This window comes from Microvirga pudoricolor, assembly GCF_016892705.1.
In the GTDB taxonomy this organism is placed as follows: Bacteria; Pseudomonadota; Alphaproteobacteria; order Rhizobiales; family Beijerinckiaceae; genus Microvirga; species Microvirga pudoricolor.
Window position 1 is genome coordinate 1 of sequence record NZ_JAFEMB010000006.1, and the last position, 21,027, is coordinate 21,027.

At 66.6% G+C, this 21,027-nt stretch carries 18 protein-coding genes; 9 read left to right on the forward strand and 9 right to left on the reverse strand.

Features of this window, described 5'->3' with window-relative positions:
* Positions 1 to 239 precede the first annotated feature (239 nt).
* From ILT42_RS17735 to ILT42_RS17750, 4 genes are all read right to left on the reverse strand, one after another.
* Positions 240 to 1,379, reverse strand: coding sequence for a PQQ-dependent sugar dehydrogenase (locus ILT42_RS17735; RefSeq protein ID WP_204217052.1), 1,140 nt, complete (start codon positions 1,377 to 1,379; stop codon positions 240 to 242).
* A 79-nt stretch (positions 1,380 to 1,458) separates the two neighbouring features.
* The gene (locus ILT42_RS17740) at positions 1,459 to 1,650 is read right to left on the reverse strand and encodes a hypothetical protein (RefSeq protein WP_204217054.1); all 192 of its coding nucleotides are present in this window, start codon (positions 1,648 to 1,650) and stop codon (positions 1,459 to 1,461) included.
* A gap of 125 nt (positions 1,651 to 1,775) precedes the next feature.
* Positions 1,776 to 2,183 carry a VOC family protein gene (locus tag ILT42_RS17745; protein ID WP_204217056.1) on the reverse strand — a complete coding sequence of 136 codons (408 nt, stop codon included), beginning with the start codon at positions 2,181 to 2,183 and terminating at the stop codon, positions 1,776 to 1,778.
* Positions 2,184 to 2,356: 173 nt separating this feature from the next.
* Positions 2,357 to 3,361, reverse strand: a complete 1,005-nt coding sequence (locus ILT42_RS17750) for a Bug family tripartite tricarboxylate transporter substrate binding protein (RefSeq protein WP_204217062.1) — start codon at positions 3,359 to 3,361, stop codon at positions 2,357 to 2,359.
* A gap of 120 nt (positions 3,362 to 3,481) precedes the next feature.
* Here ILT42_RS17750 and ILT42_RS17755 point away from each other — a divergent pair, with 120 nt between their 5' ends.
* Positions 3,482 to 4,684 carry a pyridoxal phosphate-dependent aminotransferase gene (locus ILT42_RS17755; RefSeq protein WP_204217063.1) on the forward strand — a complete coding sequence of 401 codons (1,203 nt, stop codon included), beginning with the start codon at positions 3,482 to 3,484 and terminating at the stop codon, positions 4,682 to 4,684.
* 188 nt (positions 4,685 to 4,872) lie between these two features.
* Here the strand turns inward: ILT42_RS17755 and ILT42_RS17760 are convergent, their stop codons facing one another.
* Positions 4,873 to 5,268 (reverse strand): GtrA family protein, encoded by a 396-nt coding sequence (locus ILT42_RS17760; RefSeq protein WP_204217065.1) that lies wholly within the window; start codon positions 5,266 to 5,268, stop codon positions 4,873 to 4,875.
* 203 nt (positions 5,269 to 5,471) lie between these two features.
* Here ILT42_RS17760 and carB point away from each other — a divergent pair, with 203 nt between their 5' ends.
* The 5 genes from carB (at position 5,472) to ILT42_RS17785 (ending at position 12,002) form a co-directional block, all read left to right on the forward strand.
* Positions 5,472 to 8,942, forward strand: coding sequence for a carbamoyl-phosphate synthase large subunit (gene carB / locus ILT42_RS17765; protein ID WP_204217074.1), 3,471 nt, complete (start codon positions 5,472 to 5,474; stop codon positions 8,940 to 8,942).
* Between the two features lie 105 nt (positions 8,943 to 9,047).
* Positions 9,048 to 9,521 carry a transcription elongation factor GreA gene (gene greA / locus ILT42_RS17770; RefSeq protein ID WP_204217075.1) on the forward strand — a complete coding sequence of 158 codons (474 nt, stop codon included), beginning with the start codon at positions 9,048 to 9,050 and terminating at the stop codon, positions 9,519 to 9,521.
* Positions 9,522 to 9,692: 171 nt separating this feature from the next.
* Positions 9,693 to 10,190 carry a hypothetical protein gene (locus ILT42_RS17775; RefSeq protein ID WP_204217077.1) on the forward strand — a complete coding sequence of 166 codons (498 nt, stop codon included), beginning with the start codon at positions 9,693 to 9,695 and terminating at the stop codon, positions 10,188 to 10,190.
* A gap of 117 nt (positions 10,191 to 10,307) precedes the next feature.
* Positions 10,308 to 11,126 (forward strand): inositol monophosphatase family protein, encoded by an 819-nt coding sequence (locus ILT42_RS17780; RefSeq protein WP_204217079.1) that lies wholly within the window; start codon positions 10,308 to 10,310, stop codon positions 11,124 to 11,126.
* Positions 11,127 to 11,150: 24 nt separating this feature from the next.
* Positions 11,151 to 12,002 (forward strand): inositol monophosphatase family protein, encoded by an 852-nt coding sequence (locus ILT42_RS17785; protein ID WP_204217081.1) that lies wholly within the window; start codon positions 11,151 to 11,153, stop codon positions 12,000 to 12,002.
* Here the strand turns inward: ILT42_RS17785 and ILT42_RS17790 are convergent.
* Positions 11,990 to 13,675 carry a calcium-binding protein gene (locus ILT42_RS17790; protein WP_204217083.1) on the reverse strand — a complete coding sequence of 562 codons (1,686 nt, stop codon included), beginning with the start codon at positions 13,673 to 13,675 and terminating at the stop codon, positions 11,990 to 11,992. The genes ILT42_RS17785 and ILT42_RS17790 overlap by 13 nt on opposite strands.
* A gap of 260 nt (positions 13,676 to 13,935) precedes the next feature.
* On the opposite strand from ILT42_RS17790, the gene ILT42_RS17795 reads away from it, so the two are divergent.
* A complete protein-coding gene (locus ILT42_RS17795; protein ID WP_204217085.1) occupies positions 13,936 to 15,423 on the forward strand; it encodes a phospholipase D-like domain-containing protein in 1,488 nt (495 codons plus the stop codon).
* A 156-nt stretch (positions 15,424 to 15,579) separates the two neighbouring features.
* Here the strand turns inward: ILT42_RS17795 and ILT42_RS17800 are convergent, their stop codons facing one another.
* From ILT42_RS17800 to ILT42_RS17810, 3 genes are all read right to left on the reverse strand, one after another.
* Positions 15,580 to 16,569, reverse strand: coding sequence for a lysylphosphatidylglycerol synthase domain-containing protein (locus ILT42_RS17800; protein ID WP_204217087.1), 990 nt, complete (start codon positions 16,567 to 16,569; stop codon positions 15,580 to 15,582).
* Positions 16,563 to 17,414 carry an endonuclease/exonuclease/phosphatase family protein gene (locus ILT42_RS17805; RefSeq protein ID WP_204217102.1) on the reverse strand — a complete coding sequence of 284 codons (852 nt, stop codon included), beginning with the start codon at positions 17,412 to 17,414 and terminating at the stop codon, positions 16,563 to 16,565. The genes ILT42_RS17800 and ILT42_RS17805 overlap by 7 nt, the downstream gene beginning before the upstream one ends.
* Before the next feature lie 115 nt (positions 17,415 to 17,529).
* Positions 17,530 to 18,549, reverse strand: coding sequence for an adenylate/guanylate cyclase domain-containing protein (locus ILT42_RS17810; protein WP_204217110.1), 1,020 nt, complete (start codon positions 18,547 to 18,549; stop codon positions 17,530 to 17,532).
* A 271-nt stretch (positions 18,550 to 18,820) separates the two neighbouring features.
* Here ILT42_RS17810 and ILT42_RS17815 point away from each other — a divergent pair, with 271 nt between their 5' ends.
* Complete coding sequence (locus ILT42_RS17815; RefSeq protein WP_204217112.1) at positions 18,821 to 19,669, forward strand: hypothetical protein; 849 nt, start codon at positions 18,821 to 18,823, stop codon at positions 19,667 to 19,669.
* 71 nt (positions 19,670 to 19,740) lie between these two features.
* Positions 19,741 to 20,991 carry an extracellular solute-binding protein gene (locus ILT42_RS17820; protein WP_204217120.1) on the forward strand — a complete coding sequence of 417 codons (1,251 nt, stop codon included), beginning with the start codon at positions 19,741 to 19,743 and terminating at the stop codon, positions 20,989 to 20,991.
* The last annotated feature ends 36 nt before the right edge of the window (positions 20,992 to 21,027 follow it).

The window sequence follows — 21,027 nt, forward strand, 5'->3', positions numbered from 1 at the left end:
GCTCCAATCAACATACAAGTTGAGAAGCCGCCTGTAGACGACCGCGATGACCTTTAGGCTTTCGCCCTGGACATGCGACAGTGCCTCCCCGGCCATAAGGCTGGGAAGACATCTTTGCGGCGGATGCTGGCACCGCCCTGTAAGGGGTTCTCACGCCCCAGAGCCGAATGCGTCCGGCTCCGGATATGACGTAACACGTAAAACACGCTGAGGGTCAATGGGTGACAGGGCAGGGGATCCTACGTCGCGGGACGCACCCGCAGTACCCGACCTTGAGCCGAATCCGTCACGAGGTAGACGTAGCCGTCGGGGCCCTGGCGGATGTCGCGGATGCGTTCGCCGATATTCTGGAGCATGCGCTCCTCCCGCGTGATCCGGTCGCCGCTGGTTTCCAACCGCGAGACGAGCTGCCCCCGCAACGCGCCCGTAAGAATGCTGCCGCGCCAGGCTGGGAACTTGTCGCCGGTATAGAAGACCATGCCGGACGGCGCGATGGAGGGGTCCCAGTAGAAGACGGGCTGCTCCATGCCGGGCTTCGACGTCCCTTCGCCGATCTTGGCGCCGGAGTAGTCGACACCGTAGCTGATGACGGGCCAGCCGTAGTTCTTGCCCTTGCGGGGGATGTTCACCTCGTCGCCGCCCCGCGCGCCGTGCTCGATGGTCCAGAGTTCGCCGGTGCCGGGGTTCAGCGCCGCCGCCTGGACGTTGCGGTGCCCGATGGACCAGACCTCCGGAGCGGCGCCTGGCTGGTTGAGGTGAGGGTTGTTGGGGGTCGGGCGGCCGTCCGGGCGGATGTGGATCACCTTGCCGATGTGGTTTTCCTTGTTCTGCGCCTGCGCGCGCAGGTCGAACCGGTCACCCACGGTCACGAACAGGTTTCCGTCCCGGTCGAAGACGAGGCGCGATCCGAAATGATTTCCGCCCGTATAGGACGGTTCCTGGCGGAAGATGACCTGCGGAGTCTCTAGAGTGGAGCCGTCGGCGCTCAGGCGCCCACGCATGACGCTGGTGCCGGCGCGCCCTTCACCGCGATCCTCCGCAAAGCTCATGTAGACGAGCCGGCTCTGGGCGAAATCGGGGGCGAGCGCCACGTCGAGCAGTCCACCCTGGCCGCGCGCCGCGATGCCCGTGAGACCGCGCACGGGCTCGGAGAGGCGCCCATCGGCCTCGACGATCCGCAGGCGGCCCGCCTTTTCGGTGACCAGCATGCGGCCGTCGGGCAGGAAGGCGAGGCTCCAGGGGTTCTGAAGGCCGTTGGCGACCGTCTCGACGATGACCTCGGCTTTTTCGGTGCGCACGCGCTGTGAAGTCTGGGCATAAGCGCCGGCGCTCGCGCCGAGGGCCAGGGTCAGCGCCAGGGCGGCGCAGAGGCGTGTCATCGAATCTCTCCGTGTCGTTCGACCCGGAGAGCTAGTGATCGGGCCCGGCGCGTCAACGGCCGGGCCGATCAAGGCCACGTTATCTCTGGAGCAGAATGACCGGCGATTCGGGCGTTGGCTGCGAGGCCGCCTGGGTTCCGGCCATCACCGACACGGTGGCAAAGCCCAGCAGGAACAGGAGGGCAACCGAGAGCCGGTTTTCCCTCAAGGGTTCCAGGCGGTACCCCGCCGACTTGACTTGATTGTGGTTGCGGATCCCAACGGTACTCATGAACCGGCCCCATTAACCTTAACGGTTGCTGGGGAAAACCTGTTCAAAACAGGAATGTTCCCGTTGCGTCCTGTCGCAGGGCCCGCCGAATCGCCTCTACCCCCAAATTGCCAAGGCCGATGGGGTCAGCCTTCCGCTTCGACCGTCACGGAGGGGGCCGAGCGCCGGGACGGCCCGTGAAAGACGGCTTCGATGTTGTTGCCGTCCGGATCGAGGGCAAAGGCGCCGTAATAGCCGGGATGATAGTCCCGCTCGCCCGGCCCGCCATTGTCCCGGCCCCCATGGGCTAGGGCCGCGGCGTGAAAGGATTTTACGGTTTCGCGGTCCGGTGCTTGGAAGGCGAGGTGGACCCGCGAGACCGGTCCGTCCGCCTTATCGACCCATAGCTCATCACAGGCAAAGTGCTTTGGGCTCTCCGAGGTGAAATCCCGCCCGACAGCGTTGAGGACAGCCTTGTAGAACCTGCGGCTCGCTTCGAGATCGGACACGCGGAGATGGAGATGATCGATGAGGCGGCCTTGGTGGATTGGCATGAGGGTCCTCTCGCTTGGCTTCGCACCTCACCCTCATCCTGAGGAGCCGCGCCAGCGGCGTCTCGAAGGAGGATCCAGTGCTCTCTGGAAACATCCTTCGAGACGAATTGCTCCGCAATTCCCTCAGGATGAGGCCGCTAAGCACTCACCCTCCGGTGTCAGAGCAATGCGCCTCACTCCGCCGGCTTGATCCCGGCCGTCCTGATGATCTCCGCCCAGGTGTCGATCTCCTTGGCCAGATAGGGCTTGAAGGTCTCCGGGTCGCGGACGTTCAGGGTGAAGCCGAGCTTGGTGATGCGCTCCTTCACGTCGGGCTTGTTCAGGATCGCCATGATGGTCTTGGACAGCTTGTCCAGCACGGGCTTCGGGGTATTGGCGGGGGCAAAGAAGGCCGCCCAGGATTCCGCGTCCGCGTTCGTGATGCCCTGCTCGCGCAGGGTCGGCACGTCCGGGGCCTGCGGGTTGCGCTGGGGGCTCGCCAGCCCGATGGCGCGCATGTTGCCGGCCTGGAACTGGGACAGCACGCTGGGAAGGGTGGAGTTGGACACGTCGATGCGGCCGGCCATCAGGTCCGTGACCAGGGGCGCCGCGCCGCGGAACGGCACGTGGGTCATCTTGGTGCCGGTGCGGACCATGAAGAGTTCCGTGGCCAGGTGCGAGCCGGAGCCGACCCCCGTGGAGCCGTAATTCAGCTTGCCGGGGTCCTTCTTGGCCAGCTCCACGAGTTCCGTCACCGACTTCACCGGCAAGGCGTTGCTCACCACGAACACGTGCTCGAAGGCGCCCGCGCCCGCGAGCGGCGCGAAGTCCTTGACGGCGTCGTAGCCCGGCTCGCGCAGCAGGAACATGTTGTTGCCGTGCGTCTGGTTGTTGCCGAACACGATGGTGTAGCCGTCGGGCTCGGACCGGGCGACGGTGCGAGTCCCCACGGCCCCCGAGGCGCCGGCGAGGTTCTCCACGATGACGTTCTGACCCAGGTCCTTGCCCATCTCCTCCGCCACGATGCGGGCGATCACGTCGGTTGGGCCGCCCGCCGGGTAGGGCACCACCATCTTGATGACGCGGTTGGGAAAGTCCTGGGCCAAGACATCGGAGAAAGGGGCGCTGGTGGACAGGAGGGCGGCTCCGGCGATGAGGCCGAGCGCGAGGCGTCTCGTAACGGAAAGGGGCGTAAGCACGGGCGTGTCCTCGGGAAAACCGAAAAAGTTAAGCTGTTTTGCTTGCTTGATGGCCGAGCGCGGAATAGGGTCCGGCCCCGCCGATCCGGTACCTTTTAGCGCCCCGACTGGAGGATTCCCATGGGCTTTTTGTCTGACGCCCTTTCCCGCATCAAGCCGTCTGCGACGATCGTGATCACGCAGAAAGCGCGCGATCTCAAAGCGCAGGGCCGGGACGTCATCAGCCTGTCCGTGGGTGAGCCGGATTTCGATACGCCCGACAATATCAAGGAAGCCGCGATCGCGGCCATCCGCCGGGGCGAGACCAAGTATACCCCCGTCTCGGGCATCGTTCCCTTGCGCGAGGCCATCGCGGCCAAGTTCAAGCGCGAGAACGGCCTGGACTACAAGCCGTCCCAGACCATCGTGGGCACGGGCGGCAAGCAGGTGATCTACAACGCCCTCCTGGCGACCCTGAATCCCGGCGACGAGGTGATCATCCCGGCCCCTTACTGGGTGTCCTATCCGGAGATGGTGGGCCTGTGCGGCGGTACGCCGGTCTTCGTGGAATGCACCATGGAGCATAACTTCAAGCTCCAGCCCGAGCCCCTCGAGCGCGCCATCACGCCCAAGACCAAGTGGATCATCCTCAACTCGCCCTCGAACCCGACCGGTGCGGCCTATACCCGGGCCGAGATGAAGGCCATCACGGACGTCCTGATGCGCCACCCCCAGGTCTGGGTGCTCACCGACGACATGTATGAGCACCTGACATACGGGGATTTCGAGTTCGTGACCCCGGCCCAGGTCGAGCCCGGCCTCTATGAGCGCACGCTGACCATGAACGGCGTCTCGAAGTCCTATGCCATGACGGGCTGGCGGATCGGCTATGCGGCCGGGCCGGAGCACCTCATCAAGGCCATGGATTTCGTGCAAGGCCAGCAGACATCCGGCGCGTCCTCCATCGCCCAATGGGCGGCGGTCGAGGCCCTGAACGGCACGCAGGAGCACCTGCCCAAGTTCAAGAAAGCCTTCGAGGAGCGCCGCGACCTCGTGGTGTCGATGCTGAACCAGACCAAGTACCTGAAGTGCCCGACCCCCGAGGGCGCCTTCTACGTGTATCCCTCCTGCGCGGAAGCCATCGGCAAGACGGCCCCGTCCGGCAAGGTGCTGGAAACGGACGAGGATTTCGTGTCCGAGCTCCTCGAGGCCGAGGGCGTGGCGGCGGTTCACGGCTCGGCCTTCGGCCTCGGCCCGAACTTCCGAATCTCCTACGCGACCTCGACCGAGGTCCTGGAGGACGCTTGCCACCGCATCCAGCGCTTCTGCGGCTCGCTGCGGTAAGGGTAGATTGCTCAGAGCCGAGGCGCGTCGGCGCAGGCCCATGTGACAAGCGTGAGCTACTCCCTTCCCCCTTGTGGGGAAGGGCTGGGGATGGGGGTGTCAGCTCCGGGCCCATAAAGGTTGGCGCTTACACCCCCACCTCCAACTCCTCCCCACAAGGGGGACGAGAGTGCGTCGAGCTCATCCCCTCAAGCGAACGTCCAGGCCTTGTGGGCGATGAAGCTCCACACCATCACGATTCCCGTCGTCACGAGCTGGGCGGGGAGATACGGCGCGTCCAGGCCGTTGATGAAGAGCTGCATGAACACCCAGGTCAGCCCGAATCCCACCGCGGCCACAAGGGCGAAGCGCCACGTGGCCTCCTGGTGGGGCCGGTCGCTGTCGTAGGTGTGGGCGCGGTTCAGCCAGTAGGACACGATTCCGCCGGCCACGTACCCGGCGAGCGTCGCCGTCACTGGGCCGAATCCCCCGGCTTCCACCAGCCCGACGAGCAGCCCGTAATGAACCACGGCGGCCGCGAGGCCAACGCCCGCGAAGGCCATGAATTGCCGAAAGAGGCGGGTGAGGGGAGGGAGAGCGGTCACGGCGCCCTCATAACGCCATTCGGCCGCTGGGTCATCCCGTCCGGGAACCATGCGTTTTCACCGGGGGAAGGGGCACCGAATGGCTTCCTTTCGGGTGCAAGCCCGTGTAAGAGCCTCCCTCAACCTTCAATCTGATCACACGCCAGCTGCGCTCGAAGCGCCGCATCATGCGGCCGCGCGGCTGGACACGCCTGGGTGGGCCAATGCCGAAGCGGACTGACATCTCCTCCATTCTTATCATCGGGGCCGGACCGATCATCATCGGCCAGGCCTGCGAGTTCGATTATTCGGGCACGCAAGCCGTGAAGGCCCTGAAGGAGGAGGGCTACCGCATCGTCCTGGTGAACTCCAACCCGGCGACGATCATGACCGACCCGGACCTGGCGGACGCCACCTATGTGGAGCCGATCACGCCCGAGATCGTGGCCAAGATCATCGAGAAGGAGCGCCCGGACGCCCTCCTGCCCACCATGGGCGGCCAGACGGCGCTGAACTGCGCCCTGTCGCTCAAGAAGATGGGCGTCCTCGACAAGTTCAACGTGGAGATGATCGGCGCGACGGCGGAGGCCATCGACAAGGCCGAGGACCGGCACCTTTTCCGCGACGCCATGACCAAGATCGGCCTCGACACGCCCAAATCCCGCCTCGCCAACGCCTCCGCGCTGAAGAAGGCCGACCGGGACGCCTATCTGGCCGAACTGGCGCGACTGGAGGCCCTCGACGAGCATCCCGGCGACAAGAAGCGCATCATCGCGGCCTACAAGCTGAAATGGGATGCGGGCGAGAACGACCGGCGCAAGCGCTACCAGGAGCACGCCATGGGCGAGGCCCTTCTGGCGCTGGCCGAGGTGGGCCTGCCCGCCATCCTGCGCCCGTCCTTCACCATGGGCGGCACGGGCGGCGGCATCGCCTATAACCGCGAGGAGTTCCTCGACATCGTGGAGCGCGGCCTCGACGCCTCGCCCACCAACGAGGTGCTGATCGAGGAGAGCGTGCTCGGCTGGAAGGAATACGAGATGGAGGTCGTCCGCGATAAGGCGGATAACTGCATCATCGTCTGCTCCATCGAGAATATCGACCCCATGGGCGTCCACACGGGCGATTCGATCACGGTAGCGCCCGCCCTGACCCTGACCGACAAGGAATACCAGATCATGCGCGACGCCTCCCTGGCGGTCCTGCGCGAGATCGGCGTCGAGACGGGCGGCTCTAACGTGCAGTTCGCCATCGAGCCCGAGACCGGGCGCATGATCGTGATCGAAATGAACCCTCGCGTGTCGCGGTCCTCGGCGCTGGCCTCCAAGGCCACGGGATTCCCCATCGCCAAGGTGGCCGCCAAGCTGGCGGTCGGCTACACCCTCGACGAGATCGCCAACGACATCACGGGCGGCGCGACCCCGGCCTCCTTCGAGCCCGCCATCGATTATGTGGTGACGAAGATCCCGCGCTTCGCCTTCGAGAAGTTCCCGGGCGCCGAGCCGACGCTCACCACCGCCATGAAGTCGGTGGGCGAGGCCATGGCCATCGGCCGCTCCCTGCCGGAATCGCTCCAGAAGGCCCTTCGCTCCCTGGAGACCGGGCTGACCGGGCTCGACGAGATCGAGATCGAGGGCCTCGGCAAGGGCGACGACCGCAACGCCATCAAGGCGGCGCTCGGCACCCCGACCCCGGACCGGATCCTCAAGGTCGCGCAGGCCCTGCGCCTCGGCATCAGCCACGAGGAGGTCTATGCGTCGTGCAAGATCGACCCATGGTTCCTGGAGCAGATCCAGGCCATCGTGGACCTGGAAGCCAAGGTGAAGGCCCATGGCCTGCCCACGACGCCGGGCGCGTTCCGCCATCTCAAGGCCATGGGCTTCTCGGACGCCCGCCTCGCGGTGCTGGTGCACAAGACCGAGGCCGAGGTGCGGGCCCTGCGCCGGTCGTTGTCCGTGCGCCCGGTCTTCAAGCGCATCGATACCTGCGCGGCTGAGTTCGCCTCGCCCACGGCCTACATGTACTCGACCTACGTGGCGCCCTTCGCCGGCACCCCGTCCGACGAGGCTCTGCCGTCGGACCGCAAGAAGGTCATCATCCTGGGCGGAGGCCCGAACCGGATCGGCCAGGGCATCGAGTTCGATTATTGCTGCTGCCATGCCTGCTTCGCGCTCCGGGATGCGGGCTACGAGACCATCATGGTCAACTGCAACCCGGAGACGGTCTCGACCGATTACGACACCTCCGACCGTCTCTATTTCGAGCCCTTGACCCAGGAGGACGTTCTCGAAATCATCGAGACCGAGCGCCAGAACGGCAGCCTGCACGGGGTCATCGTCCAGTTCGGCGGCCAGACCCCCCTCAAGCTCGCCCGCGCCCTGGAGGAGGCCGACGTGCCGATCCTCGGCACCTCGCCCGACGCCATTGACCTCGCCGAGGACCGGGACCGGTTCAAGCGCCTCCTCGACAAGCTGCACCTCAAGCAGCCCAAGAACGGCATCGCCTATTCGGTGGAACAGGCCCGCCTGATCGCGGCCGATCTCGGCCTGCCTTTCGTGGTGCGCCCCTCCTATGTGCTGGGCGGCCGCGCCATGGCGATCATCCGCGACGAGAGCCAGTTCGCGGATTATCTGCTCGGCACCCTGCCGAGCCTGATCCCGTCGGATGTGAAGGCCCGCTATCCCAACGACAAGACCGGCCAGATCAACACGGTGTTGGGCCAGAACCCGCTCCTGTTCGACCGCTACCTGTCCGACGCCATCGAGGTGGACGTGGATTGCCTGTGCGACGGGAAGGACACCTTCATCGCGGGCATCATGGAGCATATCGAGGAGGCGGGCATCCATTCGGGCGACTCCGCCTGCTCGCTGCCCCCGCGCTCCCTGTCGCCGGACACCATCGAGGAGCTGGAGCGCCAGACCAAGGCGATGGCGCTGGCGCTGAATGTCGGCGGCCTGATGAACGTGCAATACGCCATCAAGGACGGTGAAATCTACGTGCTGGAGGTCAACCCCCGGGCGTCCCGCACCGTGCCCTTCGTGGCCAAGGTCATCGGCGAGCCCATCGCCAAGATCGCGGCCCGGATCATGGCGGGCGAGAGCTTGGCGGAGTTCGGTCTCACCCCGAAGGAATTGCCGCATATCGGCGTCAAGGAGGCCGTGTTCCCATTCGCGCGCTTCCCGGGCGTCGATGTGCTGCTCGGCCCCGAGATGCGCTCCACGGGCGAGGTGATCGGCCTCGACCGGGGCTTCGGCGTCGCCTTTGCCAAGAGCCAGCTCGGCTCGGGCACCCAGGTGCCCAAGACCGGAACGGTGTTCGTGTCCGTTCGGGACAAGGACAAGGCCCGGATCCTGCCCACGGTGAAGATGCTGGAGGAGATCGGTTTCCGGGTGGTGGCTACCGCCGGCACGCAGGCCTTCCTGGTCGAGAACGGCGTCAAGGCCTCGCGCATCAACAAGGTTCTGGAGGGCCGTCCGCACGTGGTCGACGCCATCAAGAACGGCGACATCCAGCTGGTCTTCAACACCACGGAAGGCGCCGGAGCCCTGTCGGACTCCCGCAGCCTCCGCCAGGCGGCCCTCTTGCATAAGGTGCCTTACTATACCACTCTTGCAGGTGCGATCGCAGCGGCCGAGGGAATCAAGGCCTATCTCGGCGGCGATCTCGAGGTGCGCGCGCTTCAGGACTATTTCGCCTGAGGCCCGGGCCTCGAACCGGAACTGCGAAGCTTCACGGAAGTTTTCGTTGACATGCGAGGGCGCTGGAAACGGCGGCCTCGTACCTCTTTTTGGACGAGACGAACGATGGACAAGGTCCCTCTGACGATCAAGGGTTACGCGGCACTTGAGGAAGAGCTCAAGATGCGACAACAGGTCGAGCGTCCCCGGATCATCCAGGCGATCGCGGAAGCCCGCGCGCTTGGCGACCTGTCGGAAAACGCCGAATATCACGCCGCCAAGGAAGCCCAGTCCCTCAACGAGGGCCGCGTCCTCGAGCTGGAAAGCCTGATTTCCCGCGCGGAAATCATCGATGTCACGAAACTGTCCGGCAGCCGGATCATGTTCGGCGCCACGGTGAAGCTCGTGGATGAGGACACCGAGGAAGAGAAGACCTACCAGATCGTAGGCGAGCCGGAGGCCGACGTGCGCTCGGGCCGGGTCTCGATCGGGTCTCCCATCGCGCGCGCCCTCATGGGCAAGACGGTCGGCGATACGGTCGAGGTCACGACGCCCGGCGGCGGCAAGTCCTACGAGATCGTGGGCGTCAATTTCCGCTGATCGCCCCTGGGATGTCTCGGTGCGGCGAAGCCGGTTCATCGTCGACAATGCGACAGGAGAGCCGAGGGAGCCGGCGCCATCCCGATGGCGGCGGCTTCCCGGCGCTGGAACCGAGCGCGGGCCCGCTCCATATCAGGAGAGGCCCGGACCTCCCGTTTCCAAGAGCGCGTCATGACATCCTTCTCCCGTAGATTCTTCCTGGCCGGCGGCGCCCTCGCGGCGGCCTCCCCGGCGCTCGCCCAGTTCGGGGCGCGGGCGCCGTTCCCGCAGACCTTCTCGTCGTTCGCGGTCGATGTCGGCCCCCTGAAAGCCAAGGGGCTCGGCGGCTTCGCGGATCTCGTGGGCAACGCCACCCTGGCCGAATTGCGCATCGCCTTCGCGGACCGGGTCGACCCGCGCGGCCCCCGCCTCGTGGTGCGCCTCAACCAGATCTACCTCACGCCATTCCCCGACGGCGGCGGAGGTGACGGCTGGTTCCGAGGCGGCGGCGGCGGCACGGATTCCATCGACGGCGTGGCGCTGGCGGTCGGGCGGCGGGGCGAGGTGCTGGCCCAGCACCCGCAGCTCGCCGTGCTCGACATCCGCCGGAGTATCCTCGACCCGGACGAGCAGGGCCGGGCCGTGGCCATCGCCCAGCATTACGTGCGCTGGCTGCGGCGGGAGATCTGAGGCGCGGCGGCGTTCTCCTCAGCCGGATTCGTCGCTCGGAAGCCGGGCCACCTATGCCGGGCCGGCAACCTTCGCTATGAGGGGTCTCACGTCCGACCGGAAAGCGAGACCCCCACCATGTCCCCAGCCGAACCCGCCGCCAAAACGAGCTTCGGCCTAAGATACGCCGTCGCCTGCGCCGTGGCGCGAGAGGCCGGGGCCTTGGCCAAGCGCAAGTTCAACGGCCGGCCGGGCTTGTCCATGCTCAACTTCAAGGGCCACCAGGACTATCTCTCGGCTACGGATGCCGAGGTCGAGAGCCTGATCCGCGCCCGCCTGCACGAAGCCTTTCCGGAGGACGGCTTCCTCGGCGAGGAGGGCGGCGGCACCGTCTCCGACACGGTCTGGGTGGTCGATCCCGTGGACGGGACGGCCAACTTCGTGCGCGGAATTCCCCAATTCTGCATCTCGATCGCCTATGTGGCGGACGACGACATCCGGATTGGGGTGATCTACGATCCCGTCGCCGACGAGCTGTTCGGGGCCCTGCGCGGACGCGGCGCGACCCTCAACGGGGAGCCGATCCAGGTCAGCGGCCTCGCCGACATGCGCAGCGCCTCCATCGAGGCGGGCTGGTCGACCCGCCATCCGCTGTCGGATTATCTCACGATCATCAGTAACCTCATGACGGCCGGCGCGGTGGCGCGGCGCGGCGGCTCCGGAGCCCTGGCCCTGGCCTGGGTCGCGGCCGGCCGTACGGACGGCTATTGCGAACTCCATATGAATGCCTGGGACGCCCTGGCGGGCGCGATCCTGATCGAGGAGGCCGGCGGCCTCACCAACGATTTCCTGGCCGATGACGGCCTGGCCGAAGGCAGCGCGATCCTCGGCTGTACGCCGGCGCTCGCCGACGAGCTCGCTCGCCTGACGGGCATCCCGATCCGCCGCCGCTCCTAGCAGCCCCTTCCATAAGGAGATCCCGTGCCCTTCTCAGCCGACCAAGCCCTCGCCGTCGCCTCGATCCTGCGGGAGGCCGCCGAGGCGGAGATCATGCCCCGGTTCCGGAACCTGTCCGAGGGCCAGATCCGGCACAAATCCTCCGTTCGGGACCTTGTCACCGACGCCGACGAGGCCGCCGAAAAGCGCATCGAGTCGGCCCTGCGGGCGCGCTTCCCCGGCGCCGTCATCGTGGGCGAGGAGGCGACGGAGCGGGATCCGAGCCTGCTGGGCCGCCTCGGCGATGCGAGCCTGGCCTTCGTGGTCGATCCGGTCGACGGCACCAAGAACTTCGCCACCGGCCTGCCGCTCTTCGGCACCATGGCGGCCGTTACCGTGAAGGGCGAGGTGGTGGCCGGGATCATCTACGATCCGGTGGATGGCGACTGGGCCATCGCCGTCCGGGGCGAAGGCGCCTGGATCGAGCGCCGGGACAGGACGCGCTCGCCCTTGCGGGTGGCGGACGCGATTCCGCTCCCGGAGATGGAGGGCTGCATCTCCTGGTACCATCTCAAGGAGCCCCTGCGCAGCCGCGTACCCTCCCGGATGCCGTGCGTGGCCTCGGTGGCCAGCTACCGCTGCGCGGCCCATGAGTACCGCCTCGTAGCCTCGGGCCATTGCCACTTTACGTTCTACGCCAAGCTGATGCCCTGGGATCACGCGGCCGGATGGCTGCTGCACCAGGAGGCCGGAGGCTATTCGGCCCGGTTCGACGGCAGCGCCTATCGCCCGACCCATGTGGATGGCGGCCTGATCTGCGCGCCCGACGAGGAGAGTTGGAATCTCCTGCGGGATGCGCTGGTCGGCGAGGACCGGGGCGCCGCTCAGACGATGTAGAAGGCCGCGTAGCTCAGCTCGATGTTGCCCACGATCGCGAACTTGATCGGCGCTGCCGATCCGGTGCCGTCGCGATCATAATAAAGCGTGCCGGCGTCCTTGTCGTAAAGGATGCGGTCGTCGGCGTCCTGGGCCGTGGACCCGTAGCGGAAGGCGCTCTCCGGGATGGGGCCGGGGCCGCCGATGTTCTGGAAGATCGCGCCGCTCAACGAGATGCGGTCCGCCCACGGATTGAAGTCCAGCAGCGTGTCCACGTTGGTGCGCGCATCGAGCTTGGTGTCGAACGCGAAGGTGTCGTAACCCTCGCCGCTGGACAGGGTATCGTTGCCCAGGCCGCCATGGATCGTGTCGTTGCCGGAATCCCCGTAGATCACGTCGTTGCCGGCATCCCCCAGCAGGAGGTCATCGTTGTAGCTCCCGTACAGGGTGTCGTTTCCGTTGCCGCCCGAGAGGGTGTTGTTGTCCGGCCCGCCGAAGAGCACGTCGTTGCCGTTGTCGCCGAAGAGCGCGTCGCGTCCGCTGTCCCCGTAGAGCACGTCGTTGCCGTCGCCGCCGCGCAGCACGTCGTCGCCGTCACCCCCGTAAAGGCTGTCGCGCCCGACACCGCCGTAAAGGGAATCGTTGCCGCTGTCGCCGAAGAGCGAGTCGTTCCCGGCGTCGCCGTAGAGGCGGTCGTGGCCCTCGCCTCCGTAGAGCTTGTCGTGGCCCCGGCCTCCGTAGAGCTTGTCGTTGCCGCCGTCGCCGTAGAGGGAGTCGTTGCCTCCCATGCCTTTGAGGGTGTTGTGGCCTGAATTGCCGTTGATGACGTTGGCGAACTTGTTGCCGGTGAGCGAGATCGACTTCGTGCCGCTGGCCGACATGGTCTCGATGGCGGCGCCGTCGCTCAGCACGTAGCTGACCTTGGCGAACAAGCTGTCCCGGCCGCCGGAATCGATGATCTGATCGCGGCGGTTGCTGATGATGTAGGTGTCGTTGCCGCGCCCGCCGTCGAGGGTGTCGGCGCCGCCGCCGCCATCGAGGGTGTTGTTGCCCGCGTTGCCGACGATGAGGTTCGCGAAGCCGTTGCCTGTGAGTTCCAGCCTCGACCGTCCGGCGACCGCTTGGAGCCGCTCCACCTCCGAGCCAGCCGCGAGCGCATAGCTCACCCGGGCGATAACCGTGTCATAGCCGCCGTAGCGCGCCTCGATGACCCGGTCCTCCTTGTCGTTCACGAAGTAGGTGTCGTCGCCCTCTCCGCCCACCATGGTGTCCTCGCCCTTGCCGCTGACGAGGGTGTCGTTGCCCGCATAGGTGTCCATCCAGGCGCCCCGGCCCGTGCTGACGAGGTAATCGGCTCCGGCCATGATCGTGGCGGCGGCCGCGATCCCGCCGAGCTGGAAGGCGGCGAGGCCCGCACTGTAGCTGAACTTCACGTCAGGGTCGGTGGCGGCCCCGTAGGAAATCCAAGGCCGGTCCTCAGTGCCGAACAGGATCGACGAAACGCTTCCCTGCTGGTCTCCGATGGCGGGACCCCGATAGATGACCTGCACCGCCTTGCGGTCCACGAGCGTATAGAAGGCCGCGAGCTGGGGCGTCGTGGCGCTCGCGTAAGCGATGGCCGTGCTCGGAACCTGGAACAGGTCCTTCAGACGCGTCCCCTGGGGCAGGGAATCCTGAAACTGCACATACGCCATGATCGAACCGCCTGTCAGATCCCCAGGACCCTGCGGCAACGGCGCGAAGGGCCCGGGACGGGCGCGCCGAGTGCGGCCCGGTTGTTTCCGTTGCGTCACCCATAGGCGATCCGGGGACAGGCCCACAAGGCCGGGCGGGGCTGCCGCAGGGGCCCGCCTTCGCGCCACGTCGCCGCATCCCGGCGGAAAGCTTGGCGGAACCTTCCGGGGGACGGGAGGGTTCTTCCCTGACCATTCACCCGAGTTGTGACCGTAGACGCATGTACTCCACCGCCGCCATGCAAGCCGATCCCGACCTTCCGGCCATGGTCGAGCCGGTCGGTCCCCGCATCCTGAAGCCGGGAGAGAATTGCTGGCGCATCGAAATTGCCAGCAAAGCGAGCGTCTTGGTCGACGCGTCCGATTATTTCTGCCACCTCGAGGAAAGCCTGCGAAAGGCCCGCCGGTCCATCCTCATCGTCGGGTGGGACTTCGACGGCCGGATCCGCCTGTGCCCCGACCGGGAGGCGTGCGACTCCCCGAGCCTCGGCAACATGCTCCGCTCCCTCGTGGAGGAGAGGCCCGATCTGGAGGTGCGCGTCCTCGTCTGGAGCACGGCGGTGGTGCATGCCCCCGGGGCGCCTCTGCCGCTGCTCTTCGGTACCGAATGGGACGACCATCCCCGCATCCATGTGCGCCTGGACACCCAGCATCCGATCTACGGCGCGCACCATCAGAAGATCGTGTGCATCGACGATACCATGGCCTATGCGGGCGGGATTGATCTCACCGTCGAGCGCTGGGACACCAACGGCCACGCCGAGACCCATCCGCACCGCCTCAACCCGGATGGGTCCTGCTATACCCCGGTCCACGACATCCAGATGGCCGTCGAGGGCGACGCCGCCCGGGCGCTGGCCGACCTCGCCCGCGAGCGCTGGTGGGTGGCGACGGACGAGGAGCTGGGTCCCGCGGGCGCCTGCGACCGCTGCTGGCCCGAGCGTCTCGACCCTGACTTCATCGACATGCCGGTCGCCATCGCGCGTACCTGCCCGGCCTGGGGCAAAACCACGGCGGTGCGGGAGGTCGCGGCGCTCACGGCCGACTGCCTGCGGGCTGCCAAGTCGCTGATCTACATCGAGGCCCAGTACCTGACCGCCGCGAGTATCGGTGAGATCCTGGGCGAGCGGCTCCAGGAGCCGAACGGACCCGAGATCGTCGTCATCATGACCCGCTCTTCGCAGGGCGCCATGGAACAGCTCGTGATGGGCGAGAACCGCGACCGCCTCATCCGGAAACTCCGCAGCCTCGACGCACACGGGCGACTGCGGATTTTCTATCCAGTCGTGCCGGGCGCGGCCGGAGAGTGCGAGATCCACATCCACGCCAAGCTCATCGTGGTCGACGACGACTTCATCCGCATCGGTTCGTCGAACCTGAACAACCGCTCCATGGGCCTGGACACGGAGTGCGATCTGGCGGTCGAGGCGCAAGGGGCCGCGACCCGCCGGACCATCGTGCGCATGCGCGACCGCCTCGTGGCCGAGCACCTGGACGTAAGCCCGGAGGACGTGGCCCGGACCTTCGAGGCCGAGGGATCGCTCATCCGCACCATCGACGCGCTCAACCGCAATCCCCGCGGCCTGCGCGCCCTCGACCGGGTGCCGGAGGAAGGCCCGACCGTCCCGATGATCGGCACGGCCATCTTCGACCCGGATGAGCCGCTCGACCTCATGTCGATTTTGAGGGGCGGGACGAAGGGCAAGTAAACGCAACTTCATCCTCGACCTCATCCTGAGGGTCCGCGCAGCGGGCGTCTCGAAGGATGGTCCAGTTCGTACCGGAGACCCTCCGCTGGAGCCTCCTTCGAGACGGCCTGACGGCCTCCTCAGGATGAGGTCGAATGTGTTTGAGATGTGTTGCCGCTACCGCTTTCTCTTCGCGTCCAAGCGCCGGAACACGAGTTCCGTCACCGCGAATGTCAGGCTCCCCAGCGCCAGGGGAACCAGGAAGTAGATGAACCGGAACACGAGCACCGAGCCGATCAGGTTGGCGCCCGGCAGCAGGTACATCACCACGCTCTCGATGACGCCCAACCCTCCCGGCACGTGGGTGATCATGGTGGTGGCGTTGGCGATCACGTAGACGGCCGCCACGGAGAGATAATCCACCTCCGCCACCGCCAGGATCGTCTGGTGCAGGCAAGCGGCCACGAGGGAGAAGTTCACGGCCCCAACCACCACCTGACCCAGCGCCAGCCGGAACGGCGGCACGTCCACGGACCACTTCCGGAAGCCGATGGGCCGGTGGACGAAGAAGGGCAGGGCGAGCCATGCCGTCACGATCGCCACGCAGGCGATCCCCACCGTCAGGATCACGGGCCGCTGGAGCTTCGTGACCCCTTCCGCCAGATCCGGCTGCAGGAGAAGCGCCAGCCCGCCGAGGAGCGTGAGGCCTAAGCCCACCATCACGCCGCAGAACAGCACGACCTTGGCGACATCCCCCGCCGACAGACCCCAGCGCGAATAGAACCGGTAGCGGATCGCGCCGCTGCTTACGCCAGCGAACCCGATGCTGTGACCCAGCGACAGGCTGATGAAGGAGGCCAGGGCCACCTTCCGGTAGGGAACCTTGCGTCCGATGGACCGGATCGCGAGCCAATCGAACCCGGTGAGGCAGACGTAGCTCGCGGCCGCGAAGGCGCCGGCCAGCGCGAGGCGGTGGAACGGGATCGCCCGCACGGAGGCGACGATCTCGTCGAAGCTGTAGCGGCTCAGGGTGTGATAGAGCAGATAGGCCGTGAGCGCGAGGGCGGCGGCCGTCAAAGCCATCATCCAGGGCTTGCGGAAGAGCTTGCGGGCCTTCGATTCCTTCTTCTGCGGAATCGGGAAGCTGGTCTCGCTGAGGCTTACCATGCGGGCATCTCGGATGATGGGTCGAAAGGGTCGTCGAGGATTCGGTGAACGAGCAACCCGGACGCCTTCCCGGCCCGCGTGGGCTTCTGGGCCGAGAGCCGTCTTTCGGATGTGCCTAGGATCCTGAAGTCAACCAGCAGCGGCAGGTGGTCGGAGGCGCGGCGGGTGAGGGGCGTGCGCAGCGTTTCCACCCGCGTGACCTCGATGGACCGGCTCACGAAGACGTGGTCGATGCGCAGGAACGGCAGCCCGACCGGGAAGGTCGCCCGGGGACGGCGGATGTGGGGCGCGAGTTGGGCGTCGCACAACCGTTCCGCCATGCGCCGGTAAGCCCGCGACCCCGGAACCGCGTTGAAATCGCCCGTGACGATCACGGGTTCCCGGCAGGAGGGGTGGCCCAGCCAGTCGGGACCCAGGAGGGCGTTCACCTGCGCCAGGCGCTCGTGACGGCGCAGGCCCAGATGGGTGTTGATCACTTGCACCTCGGCCCCGCCGACCTGGATCGCCGCCCAGAGCGCCCCGCGGGGCTCGAGCTTCGGTCGCTTGGCGAGGCCCGGCAGGGCGTCGGCCTTGACCAGCCGCGAGGGCCGGGCGGTCAGGATCGCGTCCCCGTACATCTCCTCCATGACCCGCATGGCGGGGTGGAAATGCATCTGCATACCGAGTTCGGACGCGATCGCATGGGCCTGGTCGACGCCGCCGGAGCGGGCCCGGAACACATCGAGCTCCTGCAGCGCCAGGATATCGGGCTGATGGGGCGCGATGATCTCGGCGATCCTCGCCGGAGACAGCCGCCCGTCGAGCCCGAGGCACCGGTGCACGTTATAGGTGATGAGACGGGGCACGTCCGTGGGCGCTCGTTATCGTGGGCGGTTGCGTTGGAAGGCCCTCGGGCCCTGGGGGCGAACGCTTCCCAAGCGCGACAGTTCCGGCCGGAGGGAGCGGCTCCCGCCCGCAGGGTCAGTCCACCGCCGCGACCCGCAGGACCTCGTCGCGCCCGCGCACCGCGTGCGCGCCGAGGTCGCGGACCCTCGCGTCGGCCGTGAGCCCGAGCCGTTCCAGGAGATCCGAGGAGATGAGCAGGGGCTCCCTCAGGTGCTTGGCGAGTTCTTCCATCCGGGCGGTGGTGTTCACGGTGTCGCCGAAATACGTGATCTTGTGCTTCTCGACACCGATTTCGGCGGTCACGACCGGCCCGCAATGGAGCACGGCCCGGAAATCCGGCCGCACCCCGTAAAGCTCCATCCAGCGATCCGCCTCCCCGTCGATCTCCTCCCGGATCAGCTCCACGCAGCGCAGGCAGCGGGCCTCGCGAAGGCCACGGATGAGCGGCCACGTCACCATGGCCATGTCGCCGATATAGTCGTCCAGCGAGCCCTGGCAGGCGCGCACGGGCTCGGCGAGGCCGGCGAAGAAGCGGCCCAGGAACTCCTGGTAGCGCATGGGCCCCATCCTCTCGGCGATCGAGGTGGACCCCACCAGGTCGATGAACAGGAAGATCCGTTCCTCTTCCACGGGCTTGTGGTAGCGCCCGATGAGAAGGTTGAAGAACATCTCGCCGCCGATCAGATCGCGCATGCGCATCAGGAAGGAGATGATGGCCGCCACCATCAGGGAGTAGGACAGGACCCTTGGGGTCGGGATGACGGCCTCCCAGAACGGCTCGTCGTCGAGGCCGACCGCCAGCACGAAACTGCCCGCGATGATGTTCGCCAGGACGATCAGCGCCACCATGATCACCACAGAGGCGACGCCGTAGATCGGAGCCGAGTATCGCTTGATGCGCTGCTGAAGACGGGGGAGAATGAGCTGCCGGTCGAACCCGAGAAGGAGCGCGCAGGTGGTGATGCCCACGATGACGCCCAGGATCGGCTTCCCGTTCTCGAACAAGGCCGCGTAGGCGAGGCCCGACGCGCTGCCGATGACCACCGAGACGATCCAGAACGAGATCCACCGGCTCAACGAAACCGACCGAGTCATGGGGCGTATCTTACCATCCAGGGAATCACCGATCTGCCAGCTCCCGATACGGGATTACCCTGTCGAGATGGCGAGCGCCACTCGGCTCGCCGTTCGGATGCCCCGCCCGACCCGGTGACGGTCGTGTCCTGGCCCCGAAGCCTCCGGAGGGCACGCCGCGACGCGGGCCCCGACCTTGGCTGGATGGTTTTCCTGTCGAAAGCACCTAAGACCACTATGGACAGGTTGCTACCAATATGAGACCAGTAGGGGTCAATAGAATTTGCTAACCATGACTTTCGTTCGGACGCTGCAGCAGATTTCGGATGCCGGCTCGACCTCCCAACCCAACGAGGACGGCTGGGGCGTGCGCGGGCGGTTCGCTTGGATCGTCGACGGCGCCACGGGTGTGTCCGGCGTGAAGCTGACCTCCGGCGGCAGCGACGCCGCCTGGCTCGCGGGCCTGATTACGGAGCGGCTTCAGGCCTACGCGCCATCGGAGATCGTCCTCCAGACCGTGGAGCGCGACCTGGAGGCGGCGTTCGCGGGCGTCGCGGGAGAGCACCCCTCGGCCGAAGAGGCGGTCGCGCCGTCGGCCTGCCTCGGTCTCATCGAGATCCGGGACGCCAAGGGCGGCGGTCTTCACGTGCGGGGCTCCTTCCTGGGCGACGTGGTGGCCCTCGTGCCGGAACGGGATGGCGTCGCCCGCTGGACCGACGAACGCGCCAAGCCCTTCGAGCGGTTGACCCTGGCCTCTCTGCGCAAGGGGGGAGGGGGCGAGATATCCGACGAGACCCGGGCGCAGATCCTGGAGAACCGAATGAGTCTCAACCGGCCGGACGGCTACTGGGTCGTGCATCCGCGCCGCCCGTGGGCGGGGCATGAGCTTCCCTTCGAGGCCGAAGTGGAGGCCGGGCGGCCGATCGTCCTCGCCACGGACGGCTTCATGCGGCTCGTGGACGTTTTCGGCACCTACACGGACGAGACCCTGTATGATGCGCTCGCGGCGGGCGGGGCTTCCGCTCTCATGGCGGAGCTGCGCGGCCTCGAGACCGAGGAGGGCAGCCTCGATTCCTGCCCGCGCGTGAAAGCGCATGACGACGCGACCGTGCTCGTCATCGCCGGGGAGGCGGGCCCGTGACGAGGAATTCACCGGCGGCCGGACGGCCGGACGCCGCTGAGCTTTTGAAAACCAAAGAAGAGGGAACGACAGTGAAACTGACAAGACGCATTCTGATGGGCGCCGTGATGGGCGGCTTCCTGGCTTCCACGGCGGGCGCCGCCATGGCCAAGACCGACCTGACCTTCTGGAGCTGGCGCCAGGAGGACCGGGCCTTCTACCAGGACATCATCAAGAAGTTCCAGGAGAAGGAGCCGGACATCACGGTCAAGTTCGAGACCTATGCGCCGGAGAACTACCAGACCATCCTGTCCACGGCACTCGCGGCCGGACGCGGGCCCGACGTGATCCAGGTGCGCGCCTACGGCAACCTCGAGACCATCGCGACCCCGGGCTACCTGCTGGCGCTCGACAAGACCAACGTGCCCGAACTGGCGAACTTCCCCGAGGCCGCTCTCGCCGCCGAGACCCTGCGCTCGGACGGCAAGGTCTACGCGGTGCCCTTCGCCACCCAGGCCCAGCTCATTGTCTACAACAAGAAGATCTTCGCCGATAACGGCATCAAGGTGCCGACGACCTGGGACGAGCTGATGGAGGCCGCCAAGGCCCTCAAGGCGAAGAACATCAACCCGTTCACCAACGGCACGGCCACCGCCTGGCAGAACGAGACCATCGTGGGCGGCCTGCTCAGCTCCATGCTGGGCAAGCAGTTCGAGGACGACATCGTCTCCGGCAAGGCGAACTTCACCGATCCGCGCTTCGTCTCCGCCCTGACCAAGCTCAAGGAGATCAGCCAGTACTTCTCGCCCAATTTCACGGGTGTGGATTATCCCTCCTCGCAGCAGCTTTTCGTGGCCGGCCGCGGCGCCATGTTCGCGGGCGGCTCCTACGAGGTGGCGAACTTCAAGGGCCAGAATCCGAGCCTCGACCTCGGCGTCTTCCCGTCGCCGGTGCTCAAGGCGGGTGACCAAGCCATCATCGCCACCTATTACGACGGCGGCTACGCGGTGAACGCGAAGTCCGAGAAGAAGGATGCGGCGCTCAAATTCGTGCGCTTCCTGGCGACGCCCGAATACGGCACGAGCTTCACCAACACCCTGAAGAACCTCTCCCCGATCAAGGGCATCAAGATCGAGGACGCGGTGACCCAGGATGTGGCGAAGCTGGCCCAGAACGCCATGTCATACCTCATGCTCGTGCGCTTCCGCTATCAGGAGCCTTCGGGTTCGGTGCTGCTGCAGTCGAACATCCAGAAGATGCTCGCCGGCCAGCAGACGCCGGAGCAGGCCGCCGCCGCGATCAACGCCGGCATCGCGACCTATTACAAGCCCTTCCAGAAGTAAGCGTCCGGAGCGGCGGGCGCCGTGCCCGCCGCTCCG

Coding starts and splice junctions, on each gene's coding strand:
- ILT42_RS17735 (WP_204217052.1), bottom strand. CDS start 1,379: ATGACACGCCTCTGCGCCGCCCTGGCGCTGACCCTGGCCCTCGGCGCG.
- ILT42_RS17740 (WP_204217054.1), bottom strand. CDS start 1,650: ATGAGTACCGTTGGGATCCGCAACCACAATCAAGTCAAGTCGGCGGGG.
- ILT42_RS17745 (WP_204217056.1), bottom strand. CDS start 2,183: ATGCCAATCCACCAAGGCCGCCTCATCGATCATCTCCATCTCCGCGTG.
- ILT42_RS17755 (WP_204217063.1), top strand. CDS start 3,482: ATGGGCTTTTTGTCTGACGCCCTTTCCCGCATCAAGCCGTCTGCGACG.
- carB (WP_204217074.1), top strand. CDS start 5,472: ATGCCGAAGCGGACTGACATCTCCTCCATTCTTATCATCGGGGCCGGA.
- greA (WP_204217075.1), top strand. CDS start 9,048: ATGGACAAGGTCCCTCTGACGATCAAGGGTTACGCGGCACTTGAGGAA.
- ILT42_RS17775 (WP_204217077.1), top strand. CDS start 9,693: ATGACATCCTTCTCCCGTAGATTCTTCCTGGCCGGCGGCGCCCTCGCG.
- ILT42_RS17780 (WP_204217079.1), top strand. CDS start 10,308: ATGTCCCCAGCCGAACCCGCCGCCAAAACGAGCTTCGGCCTAAGATAC.
- ILT42_RS17790 (WP_204217083.1), bottom strand. CDS start 13,675: ATGGCGTATGTGCAGTTTCAGGATTCCCTGCCCCAGGGGACGCGTCTG.
- ILT42_RS17795 (WP_204217085.1), top strand. CDS start 13,936: ATGTACTCCACCGCCGCCATGCAAGCCGATCCCGACCTTCCGGCCATG.
- ILT42_RS17800 (WP_204217087.1), bottom strand. CDS start 16,569: ATGGTAAGCCTCAGCGAGACCAGCTTCCCGATTCCGCAGAAGAAGGAA.
- ILT42_RS17810 (WP_204217110.1), bottom strand. CDS start 18,549: ATGACTCGGTCGGTTTCGTTGAGCCGGTGGATCTCGTTCTGGATCGTC.
- ILT42_RS17815 (WP_204217112.1), top strand. CDS start 18,821: ATGACTTTCGTTCGGACGCTGCAGCAGATTTCGGATGCCGGCTCGACC.